This is a genomic window from Wenzhouxiangella sp. YN9, from assembly GCF_056324165.1.
This window is the reverse complement of the sequence record NZ_JBJNIP010000065.1, coordinates 78014-94763: the sequence shown is the minus strand read 5'-3', so window position 1 is coordinate 94763 and position 16750 is coordinate 78014. Positions and strand designations below refer to the sequence as shown.

At 64.0% G+C, this 16750-nt stretch carries 17 protein-coding genes; 1 reads left to right on the top strand and 16 read right to left on the bottom strand.

From position 1 onward, the window contains the following. Nucleotides 1-2: 2 nt before the first annotated feature. The 13 genes from ACEWQ0_RS03815 to ACEWQ0_RS03755 all read right to left on the bottom strand — a co-directional run bounded on the left by ACEWQ0_RS03815 (nucleotide 3) and on the right by ACEWQ0_RS03755 (nucleotide 14232). Complete coding sequence (locus ACEWQ0_RS03815; protein ID WP_476484559.1) at nucleotides 3-1988, bottom strand: hypothetical protein; 1986 nt, start codon at nucleotides 1986-1988, stop codon at nucleotides 3-5. Beyond that, on the bottom strand, nucleotides 1985-7564 hold the full coding sequence (locus ACEWQ0_RS03810) for a hypothetical protein (protein WP_476484558.1): 5580 nt from the start codon (nucleotides 7562-7564) through the stop codon (nucleotides 1985-1987). Before ACEWQ0_RS03810 ends, ACEWQ0_RS03815 begins: the two co-directional genes overlap by 4 nt. 9 nt (nucleotides 7565-7573) lie before the next feature. After that, on the bottom strand, nucleotides 7574-7822 hold the full coding sequence (locus tag ACEWQ0_RS03805) for a hypothetical protein (RefSeq protein WP_476484557.1): 249 nt from the start codon (nucleotides 7820-7822) through the stop codon (nucleotides 7574-7576). Between the two features lie 86 nt (nucleotides 7823-7908). Further along, nucleotides 7909-8346, bottom strand: a complete 438-nt coding sequence (locus tag ACEWQ0_RS03800) for a hypothetical protein (protein WP_476484556.1) — start codon at nucleotides 8344-8346, stop codon at nucleotides 7909-7911. Nucleotides 8347-8514: 168 nt separating this feature from the next. Then, a complete protein-coding gene (locus tag ACEWQ0_RS03795) occupies nucleotides 8515-9189 on the bottom strand; it encodes a hypothetical protein (protein WP_476484555.1) in 675 nt (224 codons plus the stop codon). Between the two features lie 3 nt (nucleotides 9190-9192). Beyond that, complete coding sequence (locus ACEWQ0_RS03790; protein ID WP_476484554.1) at nucleotides 9193-10137, bottom strand: phage tail tube protein; 945 nt, start codon at nucleotides 10135-10137, stop codon at nucleotides 9193-9195. 3 nt (nucleotides 10138-10140) lie between these two features. Next, entirely contained in the window at nucleotides 10141-10350 is a 210-nt protein-coding gene (locus ACEWQ0_RS03785) for a hypothetical protein (RefSeq protein WP_476484553.1), read from the bottom strand. A gap of 3 nt (nucleotides 10351-10353) precedes the next feature. Continuing rightward, the gene (locus tag ACEWQ0_RS03780) at nucleotides 10354-10776 is read right to left on the bottom strand and encodes a phage tail terminator protein (protein ID WP_476484552.1); all 423 of its coding nucleotides are present in this window, start codon (nucleotides 10774-10776) and stop codon (nucleotides 10354-10356) included. After that, nucleotides 10773-11183 (bottom strand): gp436 family protein, encoded by a 411-nt coding sequence (locus ACEWQ0_RS03775; RefSeq protein WP_476484551.1) that lies wholly within the window; start codon nucleotides 11181-11183, stop codon nucleotides 10773-10775. Before ACEWQ0_RS03775 ends, ACEWQ0_RS03780 begins: the two co-directional genes overlap by 4 nt. 4 nt (nucleotides 11184-11187) lie before the next feature. Next, a complete protein-coding gene (locus ACEWQ0_RS03770; RefSeq protein WP_476484550.1) occupies nucleotides 11188-11655 on the bottom strand; it encodes a ComEA family DNA-binding protein in 468 nt (155 codons plus the stop codon). Nucleotides 11656-11756: 101 nt separating this feature from the next. Continuing rightward, entirely contained in the window at nucleotides 11757-12686 is a 930-nt protein-coding gene (locus tag ACEWQ0_RS03765) for a major capsid protein (protein WP_476484549.1), read from the bottom strand. 19 nt (nucleotides 12687-12705) lie between these two features. Continuing rightward, nucleotides 12706-13041 (bottom strand): capsid cement protein, encoded by a 336-nt coding sequence (locus ACEWQ0_RS03760; RefSeq protein ID WP_476484548.1) that lies wholly within the window; start codon nucleotides 13039-13041, stop codon nucleotides 12706-12708. Nucleotides 13042-13044: 3 nt separating this feature from the next. Next, entirely contained in the window at nucleotides 13045-14232 is a 1188-nt protein-coding gene (locus tag ACEWQ0_RS03755; RefSeq protein WP_476484547.1) for a hypothetical protein, read from the bottom strand. A gap of 191 nt (nucleotides 14233-14423) precedes the next feature. Between ACEWQ0_RS03755 and ACEWQ0_RS03750 the strand changes: the two genes are divergently transcribed. Next, a complete protein-coding gene (locus ACEWQ0_RS03750; RefSeq protein ID WP_476484546.1) occupies nucleotides 14424-14945 on the top strand; it encodes a hypothetical protein in 522 nt (173 codons plus the stop codon). On the opposite strand, the gene ACEWQ0_RS03745 is transcribed toward ACEWQ0_RS03750, so the two are convergent. The 3 genes from ACEWQ0_RS03745 to ACEWQ0_RS03735 form a co-directional block, all read right to left on the bottom strand. Beyond that, the gene (locus ACEWQ0_RS03745; protein ID WP_476484586.1) at nucleotides 14923-15057 is read right to left on the bottom strand and encodes a KTSC domain-containing protein; all 135 of its coding nucleotides are present in this window, start codon (nucleotides 15055-15057) and stop codon (nucleotides 14923-14925) included. The two genes, ACEWQ0_RS03750 and ACEWQ0_RS03745, sit on opposite strands and share 23 nt — an antisense overlap. Nucleotides 15058-15202: 145 nt before the next feature. After that, complete coding sequence (locus tag ACEWQ0_RS03740; RefSeq protein WP_476484545.1) at nucleotides 15203-15541, bottom strand: hypothetical protein; 339 nt, start codon at nucleotides 15539-15541, stop codon at nucleotides 15203-15205. Nucleotides 15542-15569: 28 nt separating this feature from the next. Further along, the gene (locus ACEWQ0_RS03735; protein WP_476484544.1) at nucleotides 15570-16511 is read right to left on the bottom strand and encodes a hypothetical protein; all 942 of its coding nucleotides are present in this window, start codon (nucleotides 16509-16511) and stop codon (nucleotides 15570-15572) included. Nucleotides 16512-16750: the final 239 nt, after the last annotated feature.

Genomic DNA, 16750 nt, shown 5'->3' with positions numbered 1-16750 from the left:
TCTCAGCCTCTCGCAATTATTTGTACGCGTCCGGAGACGGGGAGGAGTCTCAGGTCCAGGATCTGTACTTGCTTGCCTGCGGATAGCCCTAAGCGCTCGCTGTACAGGGTGACGTTTTTCATGGGTTCGATTTCGGCCTGTTCTTGCGTGGACAGCACGCCCTCGATGCGCCAGTGCTGGATGCGCTCGGCGTGGTCTTGCAGGCGGCGGTTGGCTCGGGCCGGCTGGGCGCCGCCGCCGGGGCCGACCAGGGCTGTTTCGTCCGGCTCGGCGCCGATGGCGTGGTGGTAATCGGGATGCAGGTTGTTGCGCACGTGCTGATATGCGGGCCTGGATGAGCGAAACTCACGAGCGCCGACGGCTTTGTTGGTCTCATTGACCGATGCCGCTGCTTCGCCTTCGGGCACGGGTTTGAAGTTTCTATTGTAGCGATACGCATCGGTGAGGCCCTTGGCTGGCGACGGCACGACCTCGATCCGGGTGGTGCGGTTAGTGTCGTCGAAGGTGGCGACAGAGGCGTCGGCGGTGAGCAGGAAGGGCGCGCAAGTTAAGTTGCCCAGGCGATTGATCCACCAGACCGAATCCGTGGACCGGAACAGCAAATCCAGCAGGTCGCGGTGGGTGCTGCCGTCCTGCCAGTAGTGCGCCAGCTCCAGGTGATCGGTGGCCGCTGTCGTGGCCTCGAGCGCGTCATGGTCGACGTCGGCATAGTCAAACGGGCCGGTTTCGTTGGTACCGTCTATTACGCCGCGCTCGCACACCAGATAGGGGACGATCTGGTCGAGGGTTTTGGCCGGCTCATCGAGCTTCTCGACCCAGAATGCATCAAACAGAGCCGATAGATATGGGCCTAGGCTATCTCTGTAAAATACCACCACCAGATGTTTGGCGGTGCCAAACGGCATCTGGAAATCGACCGACGTGATTGCCGAAAAATCGACACTCCCGAAGGACTGGATGAGCGACACTGCCCCGCTTATCGTCTCGCGGCTATGCAGCGACAGACGCAGCCAATTGTCGTGGCCTTCGGCGCTGATGGCGCGCCAGTGCAGCCGGTAGCCTCCACCACCCTTCAGTTTCACGGCGCTGGTCATGCGCACCCAGCCGGTCGTGCTATTGTTGACCAACACCTCCAGCGCATTGGCATTGCCCCAGCGCTGTGCGAATCTAATCCCAAGCTCATAGTTCTCAGGATAGGCCCAGCCCGTCGGCAGATCGAATTTCCCTGACCGGTACCAGCTCAGCAACCGCCCGGTCGCCACCCCCAGCGGCTGGTGACGAGGCCCCTCACCCTGCACGGTAATCGGTAAAGTGGGCTGGCTGTTGAGCTGAAAGCCATACGGCGGCCAGTTCTGGAACTGGCCGGGGCTGGTGCCTTCGTAGATGGGTGCCAGGCCTTCGCGCACCCAGCCGACGCCGGCCGGCACATGGAAGTTGTCGGCCACGTAGTAGTAGATTTCGCTGCTCGATACCTCGTCGTAGAGCAACGCGGGCAACTGCAGGCTCTTGCCGACCATCATGGGCTTGTGCTGGCCGTCCAGATCCGAATTCGGCGCACCGTCGAAGAAGTGCTTTTGCACCGCGCCTTCCAGGTCTTCGATGCGGTCGCGGAATTTCAGCCGGATCAGGCGCCCGTCGATGTATTCGGGATGCTCCATCCGGGCCACGCCCACAAGTGACATGTTCGACCAGCTCTGGCCCGGGGTGCCAACACGAATCTCGGCCTGCTGCCGCGTCCAGATGCCGTCCATCCAGTGATCCAGCGCGCCGTCCGGGTTGGCGACGTCGATCGAGCCGTAACTGGCGGTAATGCGCCCGCGCGACCACGGCGCCTGTACCGCCAGCCTGATCTCGGGGTCCGACCCGGCCACGATGCGCGGCAGCCACTGGTCGCTGCCGGAGCTATACGGCCGCGACGAGACACGCACGTCAACCAGTTCATCGGTCTGCGGGTCGAGATACCGGGCATGCACGCCGATCAGGATCATTGGCCCATCCCTGCTGTGGATCTGGCTTCGCGCGCGGCATCGTCCATCGATCGGGCGATGTCGACCGTGGCGTCGTGCTGGCGCCGGCCGAGCTCGTCTCGTTGCTCGATTGCCCGGCGCTCGATGTCTATCAGCTCTTCCAGACGCTCGACCACGCGCGGGTCGCCGCGGCCGGTGTTGACCGGCACGCCGGAGCGCTTAAAGAAGGTGCTCACATCGTGTGGCAGCACCAGCTCTGGCCCGCCGCCGTCGCCGGTCTGGATGATGCCGCTGGCCCAGCCGCCGGCGGCAAACTTTGGCGGTGGCGGCGTCGGGTCGGTCGGGATGGGCGGGTTGTCCGGCGGAATCTTTGGCGCAGGGGCGCCGGCCAGCGCGCGAGCGATGATGGCCAGATACGCCGCGCTCTCGTCGCCCACAGCGCGGATCTGGTCGAGCAGGCCGATCTCCGACAAGTGCAGGCTCGTGGGATCGATCTGATCGAAGAACGGCGCCAGCGCGTTCTGATAGTCGGCCGGCAGCTTCCTGGTCGCGCCAATCAGGTCGGCCAGCGCATCGTTTGCATCCGCATCGGTGGTTGCCTGCCATACCCGATCGAGCGGGCCCCACAGTTGCGACTGAATCTCCATCGGCATGCGCAGCACCGCCGCCTCGAGCGCCTGGCTCATCAGCGACTCCTGATCGGCCAGCGCGCCCACGTGCAGGCCGATGGCCTCGGCCACATTGCTCAGATCCATGCCCAGCGTGTTGGCTACCGCAATCAGCTGCTCGACGGTCTCGAGCGTGCCCTGCTCGGTCTCGCCGATCAGCGCCTCGATCACCTTGCCCAGGTCGACGCCCAGGCGCTCAGCAATGTCGGGAGCCTGGCCGCCGGAGATCTCGACCAGCGCCCCGACCTGCTCCAGAATGCGGCCGGCCAGCGCGGTCTGGTCACGCTGCCCGCTCGAAATCGAGTCCACGCCGCTGCCGATATAGCCCACCTGCGTACCGGTCACCGGGTCGTGCGCGGCCGGCACGTCGATGCCCATCACCTGCTGCATGGCCTCGACAATGCCGCTGCGGAACTCCTGAAACGGCTCGGTAGCGCTGCCGTGCACGCGCACGCCAAGCGCCTCGAGCTGATCGGCCAGCTGCGGCAGCGCGCTGATGGCGTCGGCACGCTCCTGGCCGCTGCCGGTCAGCGCCACGCTGATCAGGCGGTCGAACTCCGACTGCATGGCCTGCAGCCGGGCCACCGGGGTAAGGCTGGGGTCGGTAAACCCGGACCGGTTCAGCCAGTCTTCCACGCCCTCAAGCGCGCGGATGATGCTGTCGCGCACCTGGTCGGCCGCGCTGTCGATCGAGCGGGCAAACCCGCTGCCGAAACTGCCGCCGGCGCGCTCGCCACCGCCCTGGAACTGGTCCCAGAGCGAGCGGACGGATTCCTCGAGCTCGGCGGTCAACTGCCGAATCTGCAGCTGGTGGCGGTAGCGCAGTACCGCCAGCTGCTGCTCGCTCATGCCCAGCTCGTGGGCGCGGGCCATCAGCTGATCGTGAGCCACCTGCAGCTGGCGAAACTCGTTGACCAGCGGATCGAGGCTCAGGCTGGCGATCTCGTCGCGGGCGCTTCCCATGATGTCGGCAATTTCGTGCTCGCGCGCAATCTCTTCTTCCAGCGCCCAGATGCGCTCCTGCAACGCCCTGTTGCTCTCGTCGAGCTTGTTCAGCTCCATCTGGCGCAGCGCGGCCGAGTCGCCCTGCAGGTCGAGTAGCTGGCGCTGAAGACCCATGCGCTCGGACTCAACGGCCTCAAGATGGCTGTAGTAGGTGTCAGCTGCATCGGTGAGTTCGAGCAGCATGGCGATCTGGCGGCGGCCTGACTCGGTCGAGGCGTCGAGCGTGCCCATCAGCGCCCACATTTCATCTCGGGTACCAGGCACGGCGAGGCCGACTTGCTCGAGCGCTCGGCTCAGGTCGTCGGTGGCGATGGCCACCTGGTGGGATTGCGGGGCGAACTTGTCGACGAAGCTCTCCATACCGCTGATGAACTGCTCGATGCCGCCCACCGCTTCGACCAGGCCGACGCTGATCTGCGCCAGCCGCTCGGGATCGGTCTGGTCGATGGCCAGCCCGAGCCGGCTGATGGACTCCTGCACAACCTGCACGGAGGTCGCCACGCGCACCAATGTCTCCCCGAGCCCTTCGCCGACCTTCTGGAAGTCATCCACAAACGGGATCACGCTGGCCACCAGGTCGTCGAAGATTGCGCTGAAGACGGCCTCGAGCTCAGCCCGCTGCTCTTCCGGAGAGAGATCCTCGAGGCTGATCAGCTGCTCTTGAATCTCGAACTCGGCAATTGCGCGCTCGATCTGGTCGCGAGAGAGCCCGAGCGCCTCGGCCCCCGCGGCCACCGTGTCTGCGATGCTCTGGAAGATCAGTTGGAACTGTCGGGCGACATCGTCATCCAGCGCCTCGGTATAGAGCTTGATGTCGGTGTCGTCGAAGATGTGCTTTTTCTCGGCGACCTCCTGGAAGGCCTGCACCATCACCTCGTCGATCATCTGCTGGAAAGTGCCGGCCAGAATCCGCAGGCCCTCGTCGCGGACCTTCACGGAGCCGCCCAGCAGGTCGGCCAGCGGGCCGCCCAGCGGATCGAAGATGTCCTGCAAGGCCTTGCCGAATGCATTCGTGCCCATGCCGGACAGATCGACCTCGAACTCGCCGGCGCCGCGTGCCAGGAAATTGCTCGCGCCGGCAATGCCCGACTCGAGCTGCTGCAGGGCGCGAAGCATGCCGCGGTTGATGCCGACCAGCTCCCGCGTCGCATCGGCAGTGATCTTCGTGGCCTCGGCGATGGACTCCGACTTGGCTTCCGGGTCGCCCAGCACCGTGCCCGCGCCCTGTACCTCCTGCCGGCGCTCGGTCGGGTCCGAGCCGCCCGAGAGGCTCCCGATGCCGTCGACCAATTGGGCGACCATCGCCGCCATCGCGATCATGCGCGGAATCGCCGTGTAGGGGTCGCCCATGCCCTGCTGCAAAATGGCCGCCACGCCCAGAGCGACATTGACCGCCCGCTGAGCCACCTCGAGCTGTTTGTATTCCTTCGATGACCGGTCGACGCCGGCCATCATCGCGCCGAATGCTGCATCGGCCGTCGCGCCCATCTTCATGAACCCGGCCTGGGCATTGCCGATCACGCCCTCGCTGAGCGCCCTATCGATGAAAGCGATCTCATCGCCCAGCCGGCGCATCTGACCGGCCAGCGGGTGGAAGGAGTCGATCAGGTCGTCGATGCCCCACTCGATATCGGCGATCTCGCCCATCTTCGACTTCACATCGTCGAGCAGGTCCAGGTAACTTTCGACATCCGCGCCCGGCAGCACGGAAGAATTGCCGCCCAGGCTGGCGATCTCGTCCTGAAGCCCGGCGATGACCTGCTGCAGCAGCTCCGCGTTGATGCCCATATCCGCCAGCTCATCGGCACCCAGTGCCGCGAGCTGCTGCATGCCGGCCAGCTGCTCGTTGAGTTGTGCCTGTTGCGCCGCCAGCGGGTTGATGGCTGTCAGCAGCTGGCGGTAGCCGCCGGCCAGCCCCTGAATCTTTTGTCGATGCTCCTGGCGAGCCTTCTCGGCTGCCTGCTCCGCCCGGATTGCCGCCTCCTGTTCCTCGCGCGCGGCGACCAGCTGCCCCTGCAGCGTGCGCAACGTCTCAAAGTGCTTGATCACCGCCTCGGTGTTGCGCGTGGTACCGTTGGCTGCGTCTTCCTGCGCGGCGGCGGCCAGCGCCTGCGCCTGCTGATAACTCAGCAGCGCCTCTTCACCGGCGGTCATCTCGATCAGCTGCTCTTGCAGCTTGTGCACCTGCTCAGTGAGCGGGCCGATCAGCTCCGCATTCGCCGCCGCCATCTCACCAAACCCGCCTGCGGCATTGCGGCTGACAATGCCGAGGCGCTCGAGCATGGCTATGGTGGCCTCGCCTGCGCTTTCCATGAGCGCCAGGCCGTTGGCAATGTCCTGATAGGAAGAGATTCCGGCAAGATGCTCGGTGAGCCGAACCTGCTCTTGCAGAGCTGCGAGACGCTCCCTCTCTCGATCTTCAACCTCTGAGCTGTCTCCCGGTAGCGTTTCCCTGATGCCGAGATAAGAAGGATCAGACTGCCTATCCTGCCTCAGTCTATCCAGAGTGCTTTCGATTCGCTCCGCCTCGGCATTGAGCGCTTGTAGTTCTTTGTGAACTGCGGGCAGAAAATCACCATCAGGCTGGCCTCTCAGCAACTGGCTGAGACGAGACAATGATTCTTGGAATTCCTCAGATGGGCCGACGGCTGCTTCTAACTCTCTGCGGGCTTTGATGGTGCTCGCAACAATTGCGGTGAGTCCGATCACGACCGCCCCCACCGGCCCGCCCACGAGCGCAAATGCTGCGCTTGCGGTGCGAGTGGCGCCGGCCAGAGCCAATTGGCTTGCAGCCGCCGTGCGCGACAACCCGGCCATGCTGGCCAGCGCCGCCTGGTAACGAATGCTCTCCACCAGCGCCGCGCGCTGAGCCAATGTCCACGTGGCCAGCGCCGCCACCAGGCGCGCAGTAATGACCGTTGCCAGAGCCTTGATAACCACTTTGATCAGATCGGCATGCCGCGCTACGGTCGCTAGCAACGGCACCAGTGTTTCGAGGGCTGTCACCCCGGCATTGACCGCCGGCGGAATCAGGCCCAGCGCCTGGGCAATGCCCTCGTCCATGCGCTCACGCAGCTCCGGGTCGCGCAGGCGCTTGCTGATCGCCTCTATTTCGGCGGTCAGGGCCGGCATCTCGCCGGTGTACTTCAGCAGGTCGTCAAAATCGTTGCGCAGGGCCTTGAGCGCGCCGCCAAACGTATCGCGCGCCGCCGCGGCCGCGCCGCCAAAGCTCTTGTCCAGCTCATCGAGCAGCAGGTTTTGCGCAGCAACCAGGTCGCCCGACTCCACCAGGCTCTTCACCGTTTCGCGCAGCGAAGCGCTCAGGCTGATGCCGGCCTGGCTGAGCCGGCCCATGCCCTGCAGTGGGTCGTTGATGGCCAGCGCCAGGGTGCGCACCGCCTGGCTGGCATCGCGCCCCGTCAGCTCGGCAAAGTCCAGCACCAGGCTCAGGGTGCGATCGAATACCTGGTTGGAGATGTTGCGAAAGGCCAGCAGCTGAGCCATCACCGACTCAACAGCCTCATTGGAATACGTGGTGGTGTCCTGCAACTGCGAGCTCATGCCCTGCAGCTGCATCAGCGACCGGCCGGCCGCACCCTCGGTCGTTTCAATGCTGGCGGTCAGCTGCCGCCACAGCCGCTCTTGTTCCAGCGTGTTCTGCGTGATCTCGCGCAGCACGCCCAGGCCGGCACGCAGCGACAAATACCCGGCGGCCAGCCCGGCGACGCGCCGTGCAGCCGTGCGGGTGGTGCTGCTTAGCCGTCGGGTTTGCCGCTCGGTGCCACGCAGCGCGGCCGTGCCGCGTTTTGCGCCGCCCTCCAGATTGCTGGAAAACTTCGCGACCTCGCCCGACGCCTTGCGCATCTCGCCCTGCAAGACGCTGCCGTCGGCATTCAGGCGTAACGTAAGCTTCAGGTCTGACAAGGCCTCATCCTATTTTCCTGCCCGCTGCTGCTGCCGGTTCTTCTCCTTGCCGAAGGCCGACTCCAGTACCCGAATCCGCCACAGAAGGTTTTCGTTACACGGCCTATCCAGAATCTCGGCGATCGACTTGATCTCCATCCCGCTCAGCCCGTGGTAAATGGCCGCACTGAAGCCGAGCAGATAATCAGCGCGGGCAAAGCGAAAGACATCAACGGCATCGGCATTGCACTCGAGCACCTCCAGTACTTCGCCGGCCAAGTGATCGTCCGGCGTACTGCGGGGCCGGATGCCCAGCGCCGCCAGCTCCTCATCGGCATCCGAGCCCAGGTTGATCGTCGGGCGCGCTAGCGCGAGCCCGACGTCGCGGAGTTTTTTTCCGCCGCCTGTGCCATGCGGCCGGTAAAGGCCTGAATGATCGGCACCGTGAAGTCGGTATGATCCTTCACGTAGTCGAGCGTCTCGGCAGAGCTCAACGCGTGGCCGTCGGCATCCTCGAGCTCCAGCTCGTGCACGGCAACGAGAATCCGGTCGATCAGCGCCTGGTCGGCGTTGGCCGCCCGGTCTTCCAGCGCGGCGAGTTCGTCGTCAGACAGCTCGCCGGCCTGCGCACTGTCGAGCTGGCGCTGCAGCCGGCGGCGGTTCTTGTCGATTTCCTTGATCTCCGAGATCGGCAGGGCGCGGAACTCGACCACGAACTGCCCCTCGATGGTCTCGTCCACGCCGGGGCCGGGGATGGCCACGGCAACCTTGGTCTTCCAGGTGTTGGTCAGCTTGATGCGCATGGGTGATGAATCTCCTCAAGTGGTGGTCAGGCTGCAGGCGCGGGCCGGCAGTAGAAGGCTAAAAAATCAATGCCGGTCTCTCCCGACTGTCACGCCCACTGATTCGTCACTGTTGCTTGCCGCGCCGCGGCTCATGACTGGTCACGGGGACGTGTAGACCGCTGCCTCTCAGCCGTCGCCCGGGGGCGGCTCGGCTGGCGGCTCGGTAATACTGCATTCGCCGCCGTCGCGGCAGTCGCCGCCGCGGTCGATCGGGCCCGGCGAGGTGTCCCGGTTGTCGCCGGGGCTGCGCCACCGCCCGTCGTTGCGGATCTGGTCGCGGCCGGCATCGTCGCCATCGGAGCCGATGCGGCCTGAGTTATCGGCAATGTCGTCTCCGCCCGAGCCGATGCGCCCGGAGTTGTCGATGCGGTCGCCGTGGATCAGGTCGCCGCCGGCGCTGTCGCCTGGGCTGCCCATGCGGCCAGAATTGGCAATCGTCGTGTTGCCGCCGGCGTGGGTCACGGCCGAGGTGGCAAATTCAGCCAGCTGATACACGCCAAACCCTTTCAGGCCCACGTCACCCAGAATCTGCAGCGACTGCACCCAGGGGTTCGGGCCCGCCTGATACTGGCGGATGCCCTCGCTGCCCTCCGGTGCGTACACGGCAAAGCGCTCCACGCCCTGCAGCGTGATGGCCTCGCCCGGCTGCGCCACCAGCTCGACAATCGGCGCGCGCGAGGCCTGGGCGCGGGCCTGAGCGTTGTAATACGCCGCCTCGGCCGTGGCCCGGTGGCTGTTGTGGGCGCACCCGGCCAGCACCAGGCTGGCCAGGGCAAGTATCACGGCGGCGGCGCGGATCATCGCTCAGACCCGGCTGCCGAAGCGCAGGGTGTAGTCGTCGTTGCCGGCATCGGGCAGCAAGCGGATGGGAATGTCCCACACCCGCAGGCCGTCCAGGTCGGCATTCTGGGGCTCGCCGATCTGCACCGACGGCGCCTGCAGCGACAGATTCTTGGCCGCCGTGCCAGTCGCGTAGTCGACCAGCAGCGCCTGCTGGGTCTGGCCCTGCGCCATCGAACGGATATCGGCCGTGGCCACAAGCGGGCGATAGACCCGCAGCGTGCCAGTGACCGAGCGTGACGACTGACGGCTGATGGTCGCTTCGGTGTGGTAGACCAGCCCCAGATCAATACCGGGATCCAGGCTCAGGCTCACCGCCTCGAGCGCAACTCCGCCCAGTTCGACGGTCATGTTGGCCTCCACCCCCACAACAGGCGACTGGAAGGCGCTGAGATCATCCGTGGGCACCGGTTCTTCCACTGCGCCTTCCACCTTGCCCAGCAGCTCGATACCGGCTTTGGGGAAATCGTTGATCGCCAGATCGATCGACGTCAGTCGGCCGCGGCCGCCGACCGCCTGCAGGGTCTCACCGCCGTGGTAGAAAAAGAACGTGGCCGACGGAAAATTGTTGAGCACCGGCGTGTATTCGGCGTTGGCCGGCGGGCCGGCGTTCAGGGTTTCGGTGTGGCCCATGTTGCGCAGCAGGCCGCTGATGGGAGCTGCATCGCCGGCCGTGGCCGCACCGGCCAGCTCGATGTTGCCGGTCACGGTAATGCGTCGGCGCACCGGCACGAACGGCCGCGCACCGCCAGCCGGCCGGTCGAGCTCGCGCTCGATCTGGTCGGTGGCAATCTGGCCCTCGCCGTTGAGGATCTGAACAGCGTCACTGGCCGCCAGCGTTTCGGCGGTGCCTTCCACCGCCTCGATCTTGTGGCGCAGTGCGCGTAGGCTGAAGATATCCAGAGGCATGATTTACTCCTTCTTGCCGTCGCGCAGATCGCGCACGTTGTTGGTGGGCTTCGAGCCCTTGCCGGCACCCTTGCCCGGCTGTGCAGCGCGACTGGTGCGCGTGCTCTTGCCCGGGTCGGGCTTCTGCGGCGTGTCAAGCCGCGTATAGCTGCCGTCGCTGTCGTGGCGGTAACTGCCACCGTCGTTCGGTCGGGTCTTTAACTTCTCAGGCATGGTTCATCTCCACACGGAGGTCTCGAATCGTTCGCGGAACCACATGGCATTGCTTGCCATGCTCAGCGGCTCCCCGCCCTTGGGAATTACGGGCACCAGCGCATCGGGTGGCTGCCAGCCGATCAGCGCCGTGCCGATACCCAGGCGCAGTGCTCGCAGCGCGTCGGTGGCCTGGCCGCCCACCGTGTCGCCGTAGTGGCGCATGGCAATCACGATGTCCACCTGGCAGCGCATGCGGTAGCGCAATTGCGCGCTGGCCTCGCTGGCGGCCACGTTCTCTGGGCCCGGCATCACCCAGGCGGCGGGCACTGCGCGCAGAATGTTCTGCACCTTCTGCAGATCGCCGGCCAGGCCCACCTTCTTCAAGTCGGCCACCTGATCGCCCAGGCGACTCACCCAGTGCGTCAGGTCCAGCGGCCCGCTCATACAACGTGTGCATCCCAGTCAAATCCGCTTTTGCCGGCGCGGCGCGCCACCCGGCCGCTGCCGGTGATGGAGGTGTCTTCTTCGCCCAGGCTGGCACGGCCCGCGGCAATGTCCTTCAGCCACTGGATGGTGGCCTTGTAGCGCTCGGCCACTTCCTCGGGCGCGTGGTCGTCATGCAGCTTGAAGCGCGCGATATCGGCGCAGGCGCCCACAAGAACGTCGGGAACCGGGTCAACCGGTACCGATCGGCGCAGGCGCAGATAGGAGTCGATGTGGCGGGAAGCGTCGGACAGGGCTGTCTCGACGCGGGATTCGTCGAGCGTACCATGCGTTTCCGATTCCGCAACCCCCAGCAATTCATCCTCGCCGAAGCGCTCGATCAGGTCGTTCTGGGTGGCGTAGTTCATGCCCCTACACCGTCAGCCGGTCGGCCAGCTTCTTCACCGAGGCAGGGCCGATACCGCTGATGGCCTCGAGGCCGGCCAGCGACTCGAACGGCCCGTTGGCCTCGCGGTGAGCAACGATAGCTGCGGCCAGTTCCTCGCCCAGACCAGACACGCCGGCAAGCTGCTCGGCCGTGGCCGAGTTGATGTTGAGCGGCCCGTCCGGCGCGGGCGGAGCACCGGCGCCCTTGCCATCATCCGAGCCGCCACCGTTCTCGCCTGCCTCGCTGGTGGCACCGGGTGCCGTGCCGTCCGGGTCATCGGGCCTCGCGTCGTGGGTATCCGAGTAGTCGCGGGCCAGCACCGCTTGAACTTCGAGCAGGGGCGCGGCCTCGGCGATGGTCAGGTCCAGCTCAGTGCCGGGCGCGACGCGCTTGCCGTTGCGCTTGAGCGGCGTGCAGACGATGACCGTGATCTCTTCGCTTGCCTGGTTCATGACTTCGTGTCTCCTGGTGCTCGTTATGGCAATTCGAGGCCGCGCTCTCGCGGCAGTCACGCCTGGTTGCCGTCGGCGTTCACGTGCCCACCAGGGAGGGGTCAGGCAACTGCCGTCTGGATCAGGAATCCAGACTCGATTCCGGACAGGACCGGGGCGCGCTCGTAAGCCATGCCGTACACCCAGCTCTTGTGGGTGTTGTCCCAGTACGGTTGCTCGACCATCGGGTGGCCGTCCATCGTGTAGGTGTAGCCGTAGCTCGGCTGACGAACGCCGGTGATCTGCGTCGGCACGTAGGCCAGGATCGCGTCCTTGCCCCAGATGTCGAACTGGGTGTCGTCGTCGCCCAGGGCCACCGCCTTGCCGACCACCACCTTGCCGATCGAGAAGATGTTGGCCAGCAGGTCTTCGGTCAGCACGCCCGTCTGGGTGTGCTTGATCTTGTCGACGATGGTCGGGTGGTGCTTGAGCTGGTCGAACACCGGTGCACCCAGCAGCAGCACGTTCGGGTAGAGCCCCACCTTGGACCGCACGGCGTTGCGTGCAGCCTCGACGTCGCCGATCGGGTCGGAGTTGCTGTAGTCGCCCCAGCGGTCCGTGCCCGACAGCGCCACTTTGTTTGCCGCGTCGTAGTTGTTGGTATCGCGCGCCATCGTGGCCTGCTGGTATTCCAGGTACAGGCTCATGGCACTCATCACGTCGTTGGTGGACTCCGTGGCCAGGTCGATGCCAGGTACCTCTTCGGCTTCGCGCAGATGCTCGCGCGGCACCAGCGCATCGAGCGCGTGGTTCTCCAGGGCAAAGGGCTTGCCTTCGTAGCCGGTGGTCATCCGACGCGTGGCCGCACCCGGCGCGCGGGCCGTGTTGTACAGGCGGAAGCTCTCGCGCCCGAACTCGATCACCTTGCCGCCCGAGGTCCGCACCGTCACGCGCGGAAACAGGTTCAGGCCCACGTGCTCGGGGTGCTGATAGCCCTGGACGACCGTCGAAAGGATCGGGTCGATGACCCGGCGTTGTGCAGTATTCGGCATGACTCGTTGACTCCTTTGCTCAGGCCGGGATCAGAAGAACTTCGATGGGCTGGCCGGCGTCGCCACCGGAAAGCGCACGCGCCACCTGGGTGCCGGCATTCAGCGGGATGAGCTGGCCGTTGGCGCCCACTTCCAGCGCCTGGCCGACGGTGACCGTGGCACCGGCCGTCGCGATGCCCGTGCCCAGCACGTCCACGGCGAAGTGGTCGTCGGCCGCAGCGTCGCAGGTGGCCAGGCCGAACATCGCGTCGCCGGCACTGGCGACATCGCCGTCATGGCCCACGGCCTGGCGCTCGGTAATCGCCGCGGCCGCCAGGGCCGTCAGCGTCAGAACGGGAATCTTGGTTGCAGGCATGGTTCAGGCCTCCTGTTCGACGGCGCGCACGGCGTCGTAGTAAGTGACGTTCTTCTCGCGGGCGTAGGCCAGCGCCTTCTCGTGCAGGTCCAGCCGGTCGCTGTCCACCACCGTGCCGGTCGGCGCGTTGAAGCGGCGGGCCGGGCCCGCGGGCGGCGCGTCGTCCTTGCGAGCGCCGATCTCCACCTGCTTGGGCAGAGCCTTGACGAACTCGCGGAACCAGTCGAGTCGATCCTTCTTGGCCGTCGACTTGCCATCAGCCGCAGAAAACTCGAACTCCTGCGGCTCGGCCGCCAGCGAAAGCATGAACTCCAGCGCGCCTTCTGCCTGCGCCGGGGTGAGCTTGCCCTCGCCCTGCAGCTTGTCGAGCTCGGCGGCGAACTCCGCCTTGTAGCGCTCGGCCCGGGCCGTGCTCAGCTCGGCTTCCAGGTCTGCGCTCTTGCGCTCGAACTGCTGGCGAACATCGTTCCTGGCCCGCTCGACCGCGCGGTCGAGCTCTTCCTGCGTGAATTGCTGTGGCACGTTCCTTCCTCCACGATTGAATTGAGCCGCCGGCGCAGTGAATGCCGGCTCGGGTTCTGAATCTCTCACGCGTTCGCGATTGCGCAAGTCGTCGGCGTGCTCGTCCAGAAACTCGATGTCGCCGTCGGGCATCACCCGGTCGGCGGCATCGCGGCCGAACTGCTCGATCAAGAACTCGCGCAGGCGGCGCATGGCCCGCGAAATGACGTTTGGGGTCTGCCAGTCGGGCTCGGCCTCGAACTCGAACACGCGCTCCACATCGTCGGGCCGTGCATAGTTCATCGGCGCCAGATCCAGCGCCGGCGGCTTGGCGCCCAGAAAGCCGACGTGAAGCAGCTTCCAGCCGTCCCGGCCCTTGCCGATGGAAACCGACCGCTTGCGATAGCGGCCCGTCTCCACGGCCCGCTCGAACTGCGGCACCACATCCTTGAACTTGGCCATCAGGGACTTGCCGGCCCGCTGCAGCGACTCCACCCAGCCATAGGCCGGGTCGTTGGTCTCGGGGTGGCCGATCACCAGGGGGGCAGCAGTGGCCGCATTGTGGTTGGCCACCATCTGGTCCAGGTCTTCCTCCGTCCAGGTGCCCGAACGGCCGTGGCCGTCGGTGTGATCACCGGCCTGGAAGATCTCGACCCAGTCGTTGAAACCTTTGAAATCGCGCTTCGCCATGAAGCGCATCTTCGAGGAAGGAAGGAGGGGGGTTCAGCGTGAAGTGCTTCACGCGGCCATGCAGGTATGGCCATAGATAGCATGAACTACGCGCCGCGAGGCGTCAATCATCACTACCGGGAGACGACCGTGACCGTCATCGTCTTAATGCTGCTGTCTCTGGGCTACTAGATCCGACTGGAGGGCATCAAATGCAAGCGCAATTCTTCAGGCGATTCACCGTCAACGACCGCGCAGTTCTTGTGGTGCAACACGAGAATGATTTCAATCCCGTCATCCAGTGGCTCTATCAGCCGGAAGGCTGTGGCACCTGCTCTGTCTTGCATGAGTATGAGGGTGACTTTGCGGGCTTTGAGAAGCGGCAGGAGGTGTTCGAGAAGTTGGGCCAGCAAGATGCAGAGCGGGTAGTTAAGCTGTTCGAGTCGGCCCTGGCAGAACGAAACGAGCTGGCCGACCAACTGCAGGCCGCGAGTCACCCAGACGCTGTGCAGGCAATGCCCTTGCAGGAATCTCAGGCAAATGTTGACTCTGAAATTGAACGGGCGATCACTGCCATAGGGCTTGCGCTTGAATCCTGCAACAACTGCGTCGCTACAGATTTGCCTGAAGTCGAACCCGAAGAAACGAGCTGGCGCATCGACAACACGGGTGCGCTAAAGCAGCTCAAGAAACTGGCCCGTCGCCTCGAGGTCAGCACTGGTAGCGATCCTTAATGTGCCGGTCGAAGTACGAGCCTTTTGAGGATGCCGACATCAGACCATCAAAGATGTGTTGCGGCACCCTGCAGTAGGTGTATGTGCCACCGCTTGTAAATCGAATCTTCATCCTTTGGGCCGCGGCATTGTATCCCACGGCGCTAATCGCCGAAGAGCGGACCCGGATCATCTCCATCATCGATTCCTCCCTGGTGGTGGGAAGTCTTGCAGTCGAGCACTCGGCGAACACTCACTCATCAGACACTGGCAGCTGGTTAGTGTTGAGTGGCACGCTTGGCTAGATTGCACAAAATGATTGTGACGACTGCCACCAGCACGCAGGCATTGGTGAATGTGACCATCATTACGACAAAAGTCAGCTCGGTCGCTTCTGCAGCCAGGTTGAGCACAGCCGCACCAGCAGTAACGAATAACATGAAGATGGTTGCGAAGTACGTCGCGAAGAACAGATTGGCAAAATCTCTCTCGACGTACAGTCGGTAGGCCTCTGATTGAGAAACAGCGAACAAGATCGTGATTACGGCTGCCAGAAACCCCAGCATTGTGAAAGCGAAAGTGGCAACGATTCCAGCTATTGCCTCGCGCCCTGACATCAGGCCAACCGCGAGGGCTGGGTGAAAGCTAACTACCGTCTTGTATATCGCCCACAGAATCATCCCAGGCAGCACTATCAGACAGCCGATCAAGGCGCGCAATCCGTTTCTGTGTGATCGCTTTATCTGCCTCATGGTCCTTCACCTTCTTCTTCAGTGCCTCGTTGCGTGAAATATTATCGTCGATCTGGGCAGCCACGGTTTTTGAGTCACTGATATCCACATTGTCACCCAATACGCCGCCTTGGATTAGGTACAGGTCTGTCAGTCTGTCGTGAACATCTTCTTTGCCGCGAACAATGAACTTATCGACATCTTTTGTGCCGAATTGCTTCATTGCCGCTCTACCTACTTCGGCAATGTTCTTCCTGGCTATTGGCTTAAGCACCACCTCTACTGCACCCATCTCTTCGAATGCATCATCGGGTAGCCCAAGATACTTCTGTATGTTCTGATAGAAGCTATGGCTCGGAGTCACCTCGATCTTAGCCGTTCCCAGAAAGTTCATCTTGGCAGCTTCAGCCGGCGTCGTTTGTAGCTGAAGCGGCGTGGTTCCAAACGAGTACTCGAACAAACCGACAGATTCCAAAATGCTGTCTACAAACCGGCAAAACGATTGAATGCGTGGCGCCTTGATGGTGTAGCCAAAGCCCATATAACTACGCTTCACAGTCAGATAGGATGCAGCACCCAATGACTCACTCCGCTCAAGCAGCTCTCTCACATCGGCTAGTGAAAGGTCGTCCCTGTTCACGCGCATCATTACGTCGTTCTCCTGGGTCATGATGTACAGAAATAGCCCCGGAACGCTCTGAAGTAGGTAGACGTTTTCGCCCTTATCCGTGAAGCTATTCTTGTATTTCCGGTTCTCAAAACCTGAGAAGGCAGCGAAGAACCTTCGCAAATCGACCCGAATCCGCTGGTTGGTCTCCTTCTCAACCAAGTAGTAGCCGAAGTAATTCATCTTCATGATGGAATCCCCTGGTGGTAGCTCTGCCCAGCCCCCATGACCGGGCTTCAGCGCCAATTTACCCCGGCCGGGGCGGCGGGCGCAAATTGGGGCGGGCTGGACGGTTCAGGAATTGGCGGCGCTGCGATGTCAGACCGGCACAAGTGGGCGGCAAGGGTGCAAAAATCGCCTGTAGCACTCTCACGGGCGTTTTCCGGGTGTTTTCCAAACAGGGGCGCGGGTGCGGATTGCGCTGGGCG

Bases quoted from the DNA above. Each gene is read 5' to 3' on its own strand.
- ACEWQ0_RS03750 (WP_476484546.1), top strand. From the start codon at position 14,424: ATGCAAGCGCAATTCTTCAGGCGATTCACCGTCAACGACCGCGCAGTT.
- ACEWQ0_RS03800 (WP_476484556.1), bottom strand. From the start codon at position 8,346: ATGCGCATCAAGCTGACCAACACCTGGAAGACCAAGGTTGCCGTGGCC.
- ACEWQ0_RS03815 (WP_476484559.1), bottom strand. From the start codon at position 1,988: ATGATCCTGATCGGCGTGCATGCCCGGTATCTCGACCCGCAGACCGAT.
- ACEWQ0_RS03780 (WP_476484552.1), bottom strand. From the start codon at position 10,776: ATGAGCGGGCCGCTGGACCTGACGCACTGGGTGAGTCGCCTGGGCGAT.
- ACEWQ0_RS03795 (WP_476484555.1), bottom strand. From the start codon at position 9,189: ATGATCCGCGCCGCCGCCGTGATACTTGCCCTGGCCAGCCTGGTGCTG.
- ACEWQ0_RS03755 (WP_476484547.1), bottom strand. From the start codon at position 14,232: ATGGCGAAGCGCGATTTCAAAGGTTTCAACGACTGGGTCGAGATCTTC.
- ACEWQ0_RS03790 (WP_476484554.1), bottom strand. From the start codon at position 10,137: ATGCCTCTGGATATCTTCAGCCTACGCGCACTGCGCCACAAGATCGAG.
- ACEWQ0_RS03765 (WP_476484549.1), bottom strand. From the start codon at position 12,686: ATGCCGAATACTGCACAACGCCGGGTCATCGACCCGATCCTTTCGACG.
- ACEWQ0_RS03740 (WP_476484545.1), bottom strand. From the start codon at position 15,541: ATGTCAGGGCGCGAGGCAATAGCTGGAATCGTTGCCACTTTCGCTTTC.
- ACEWQ0_RS03785 (WP_476484553.1), bottom strand. From the start codon at position 10,350: ATGCCTGAGAAGTTAAAGACCCGACCGAACGACGGTGGCAGTTACCGC.
- ACEWQ0_RS03760 (WP_476484548.1), bottom strand. From the start codon at position 13,041: ATGCCTGCAACCAAGATTCCCGTTCTGACGCTGACGGCCCTGGCGGCC.
- ACEWQ0_RS03745 (WP_476484586.1), bottom strand. From the start codon at position 15,057: ATGAAGATTCGATTTACAAGCGGTGGCACATACACCTACTGCAGGGTG.
- ACEWQ0_RS03770 (WP_476484550.1), bottom strand. From the start codon at position 11,655: ATGAACCAGGCAAGCGAAGAGATCACGGTCATCGTCTGCACGCCGCTC.
- ACEWQ0_RS03775 (WP_476484551.1), bottom strand. From the start codon at position 11,183: ATGAACTACGCCACCCAGAACGACCTGATCGAGCGCTTCGGCGAGGAT.
- ACEWQ0_RS03735 (WP_476484544.1), bottom strand. From the start codon at position 16,511: ATGAAGATGAATTACTTCGGCTACTACTTGGTTGAGAAGGAGACCAAC.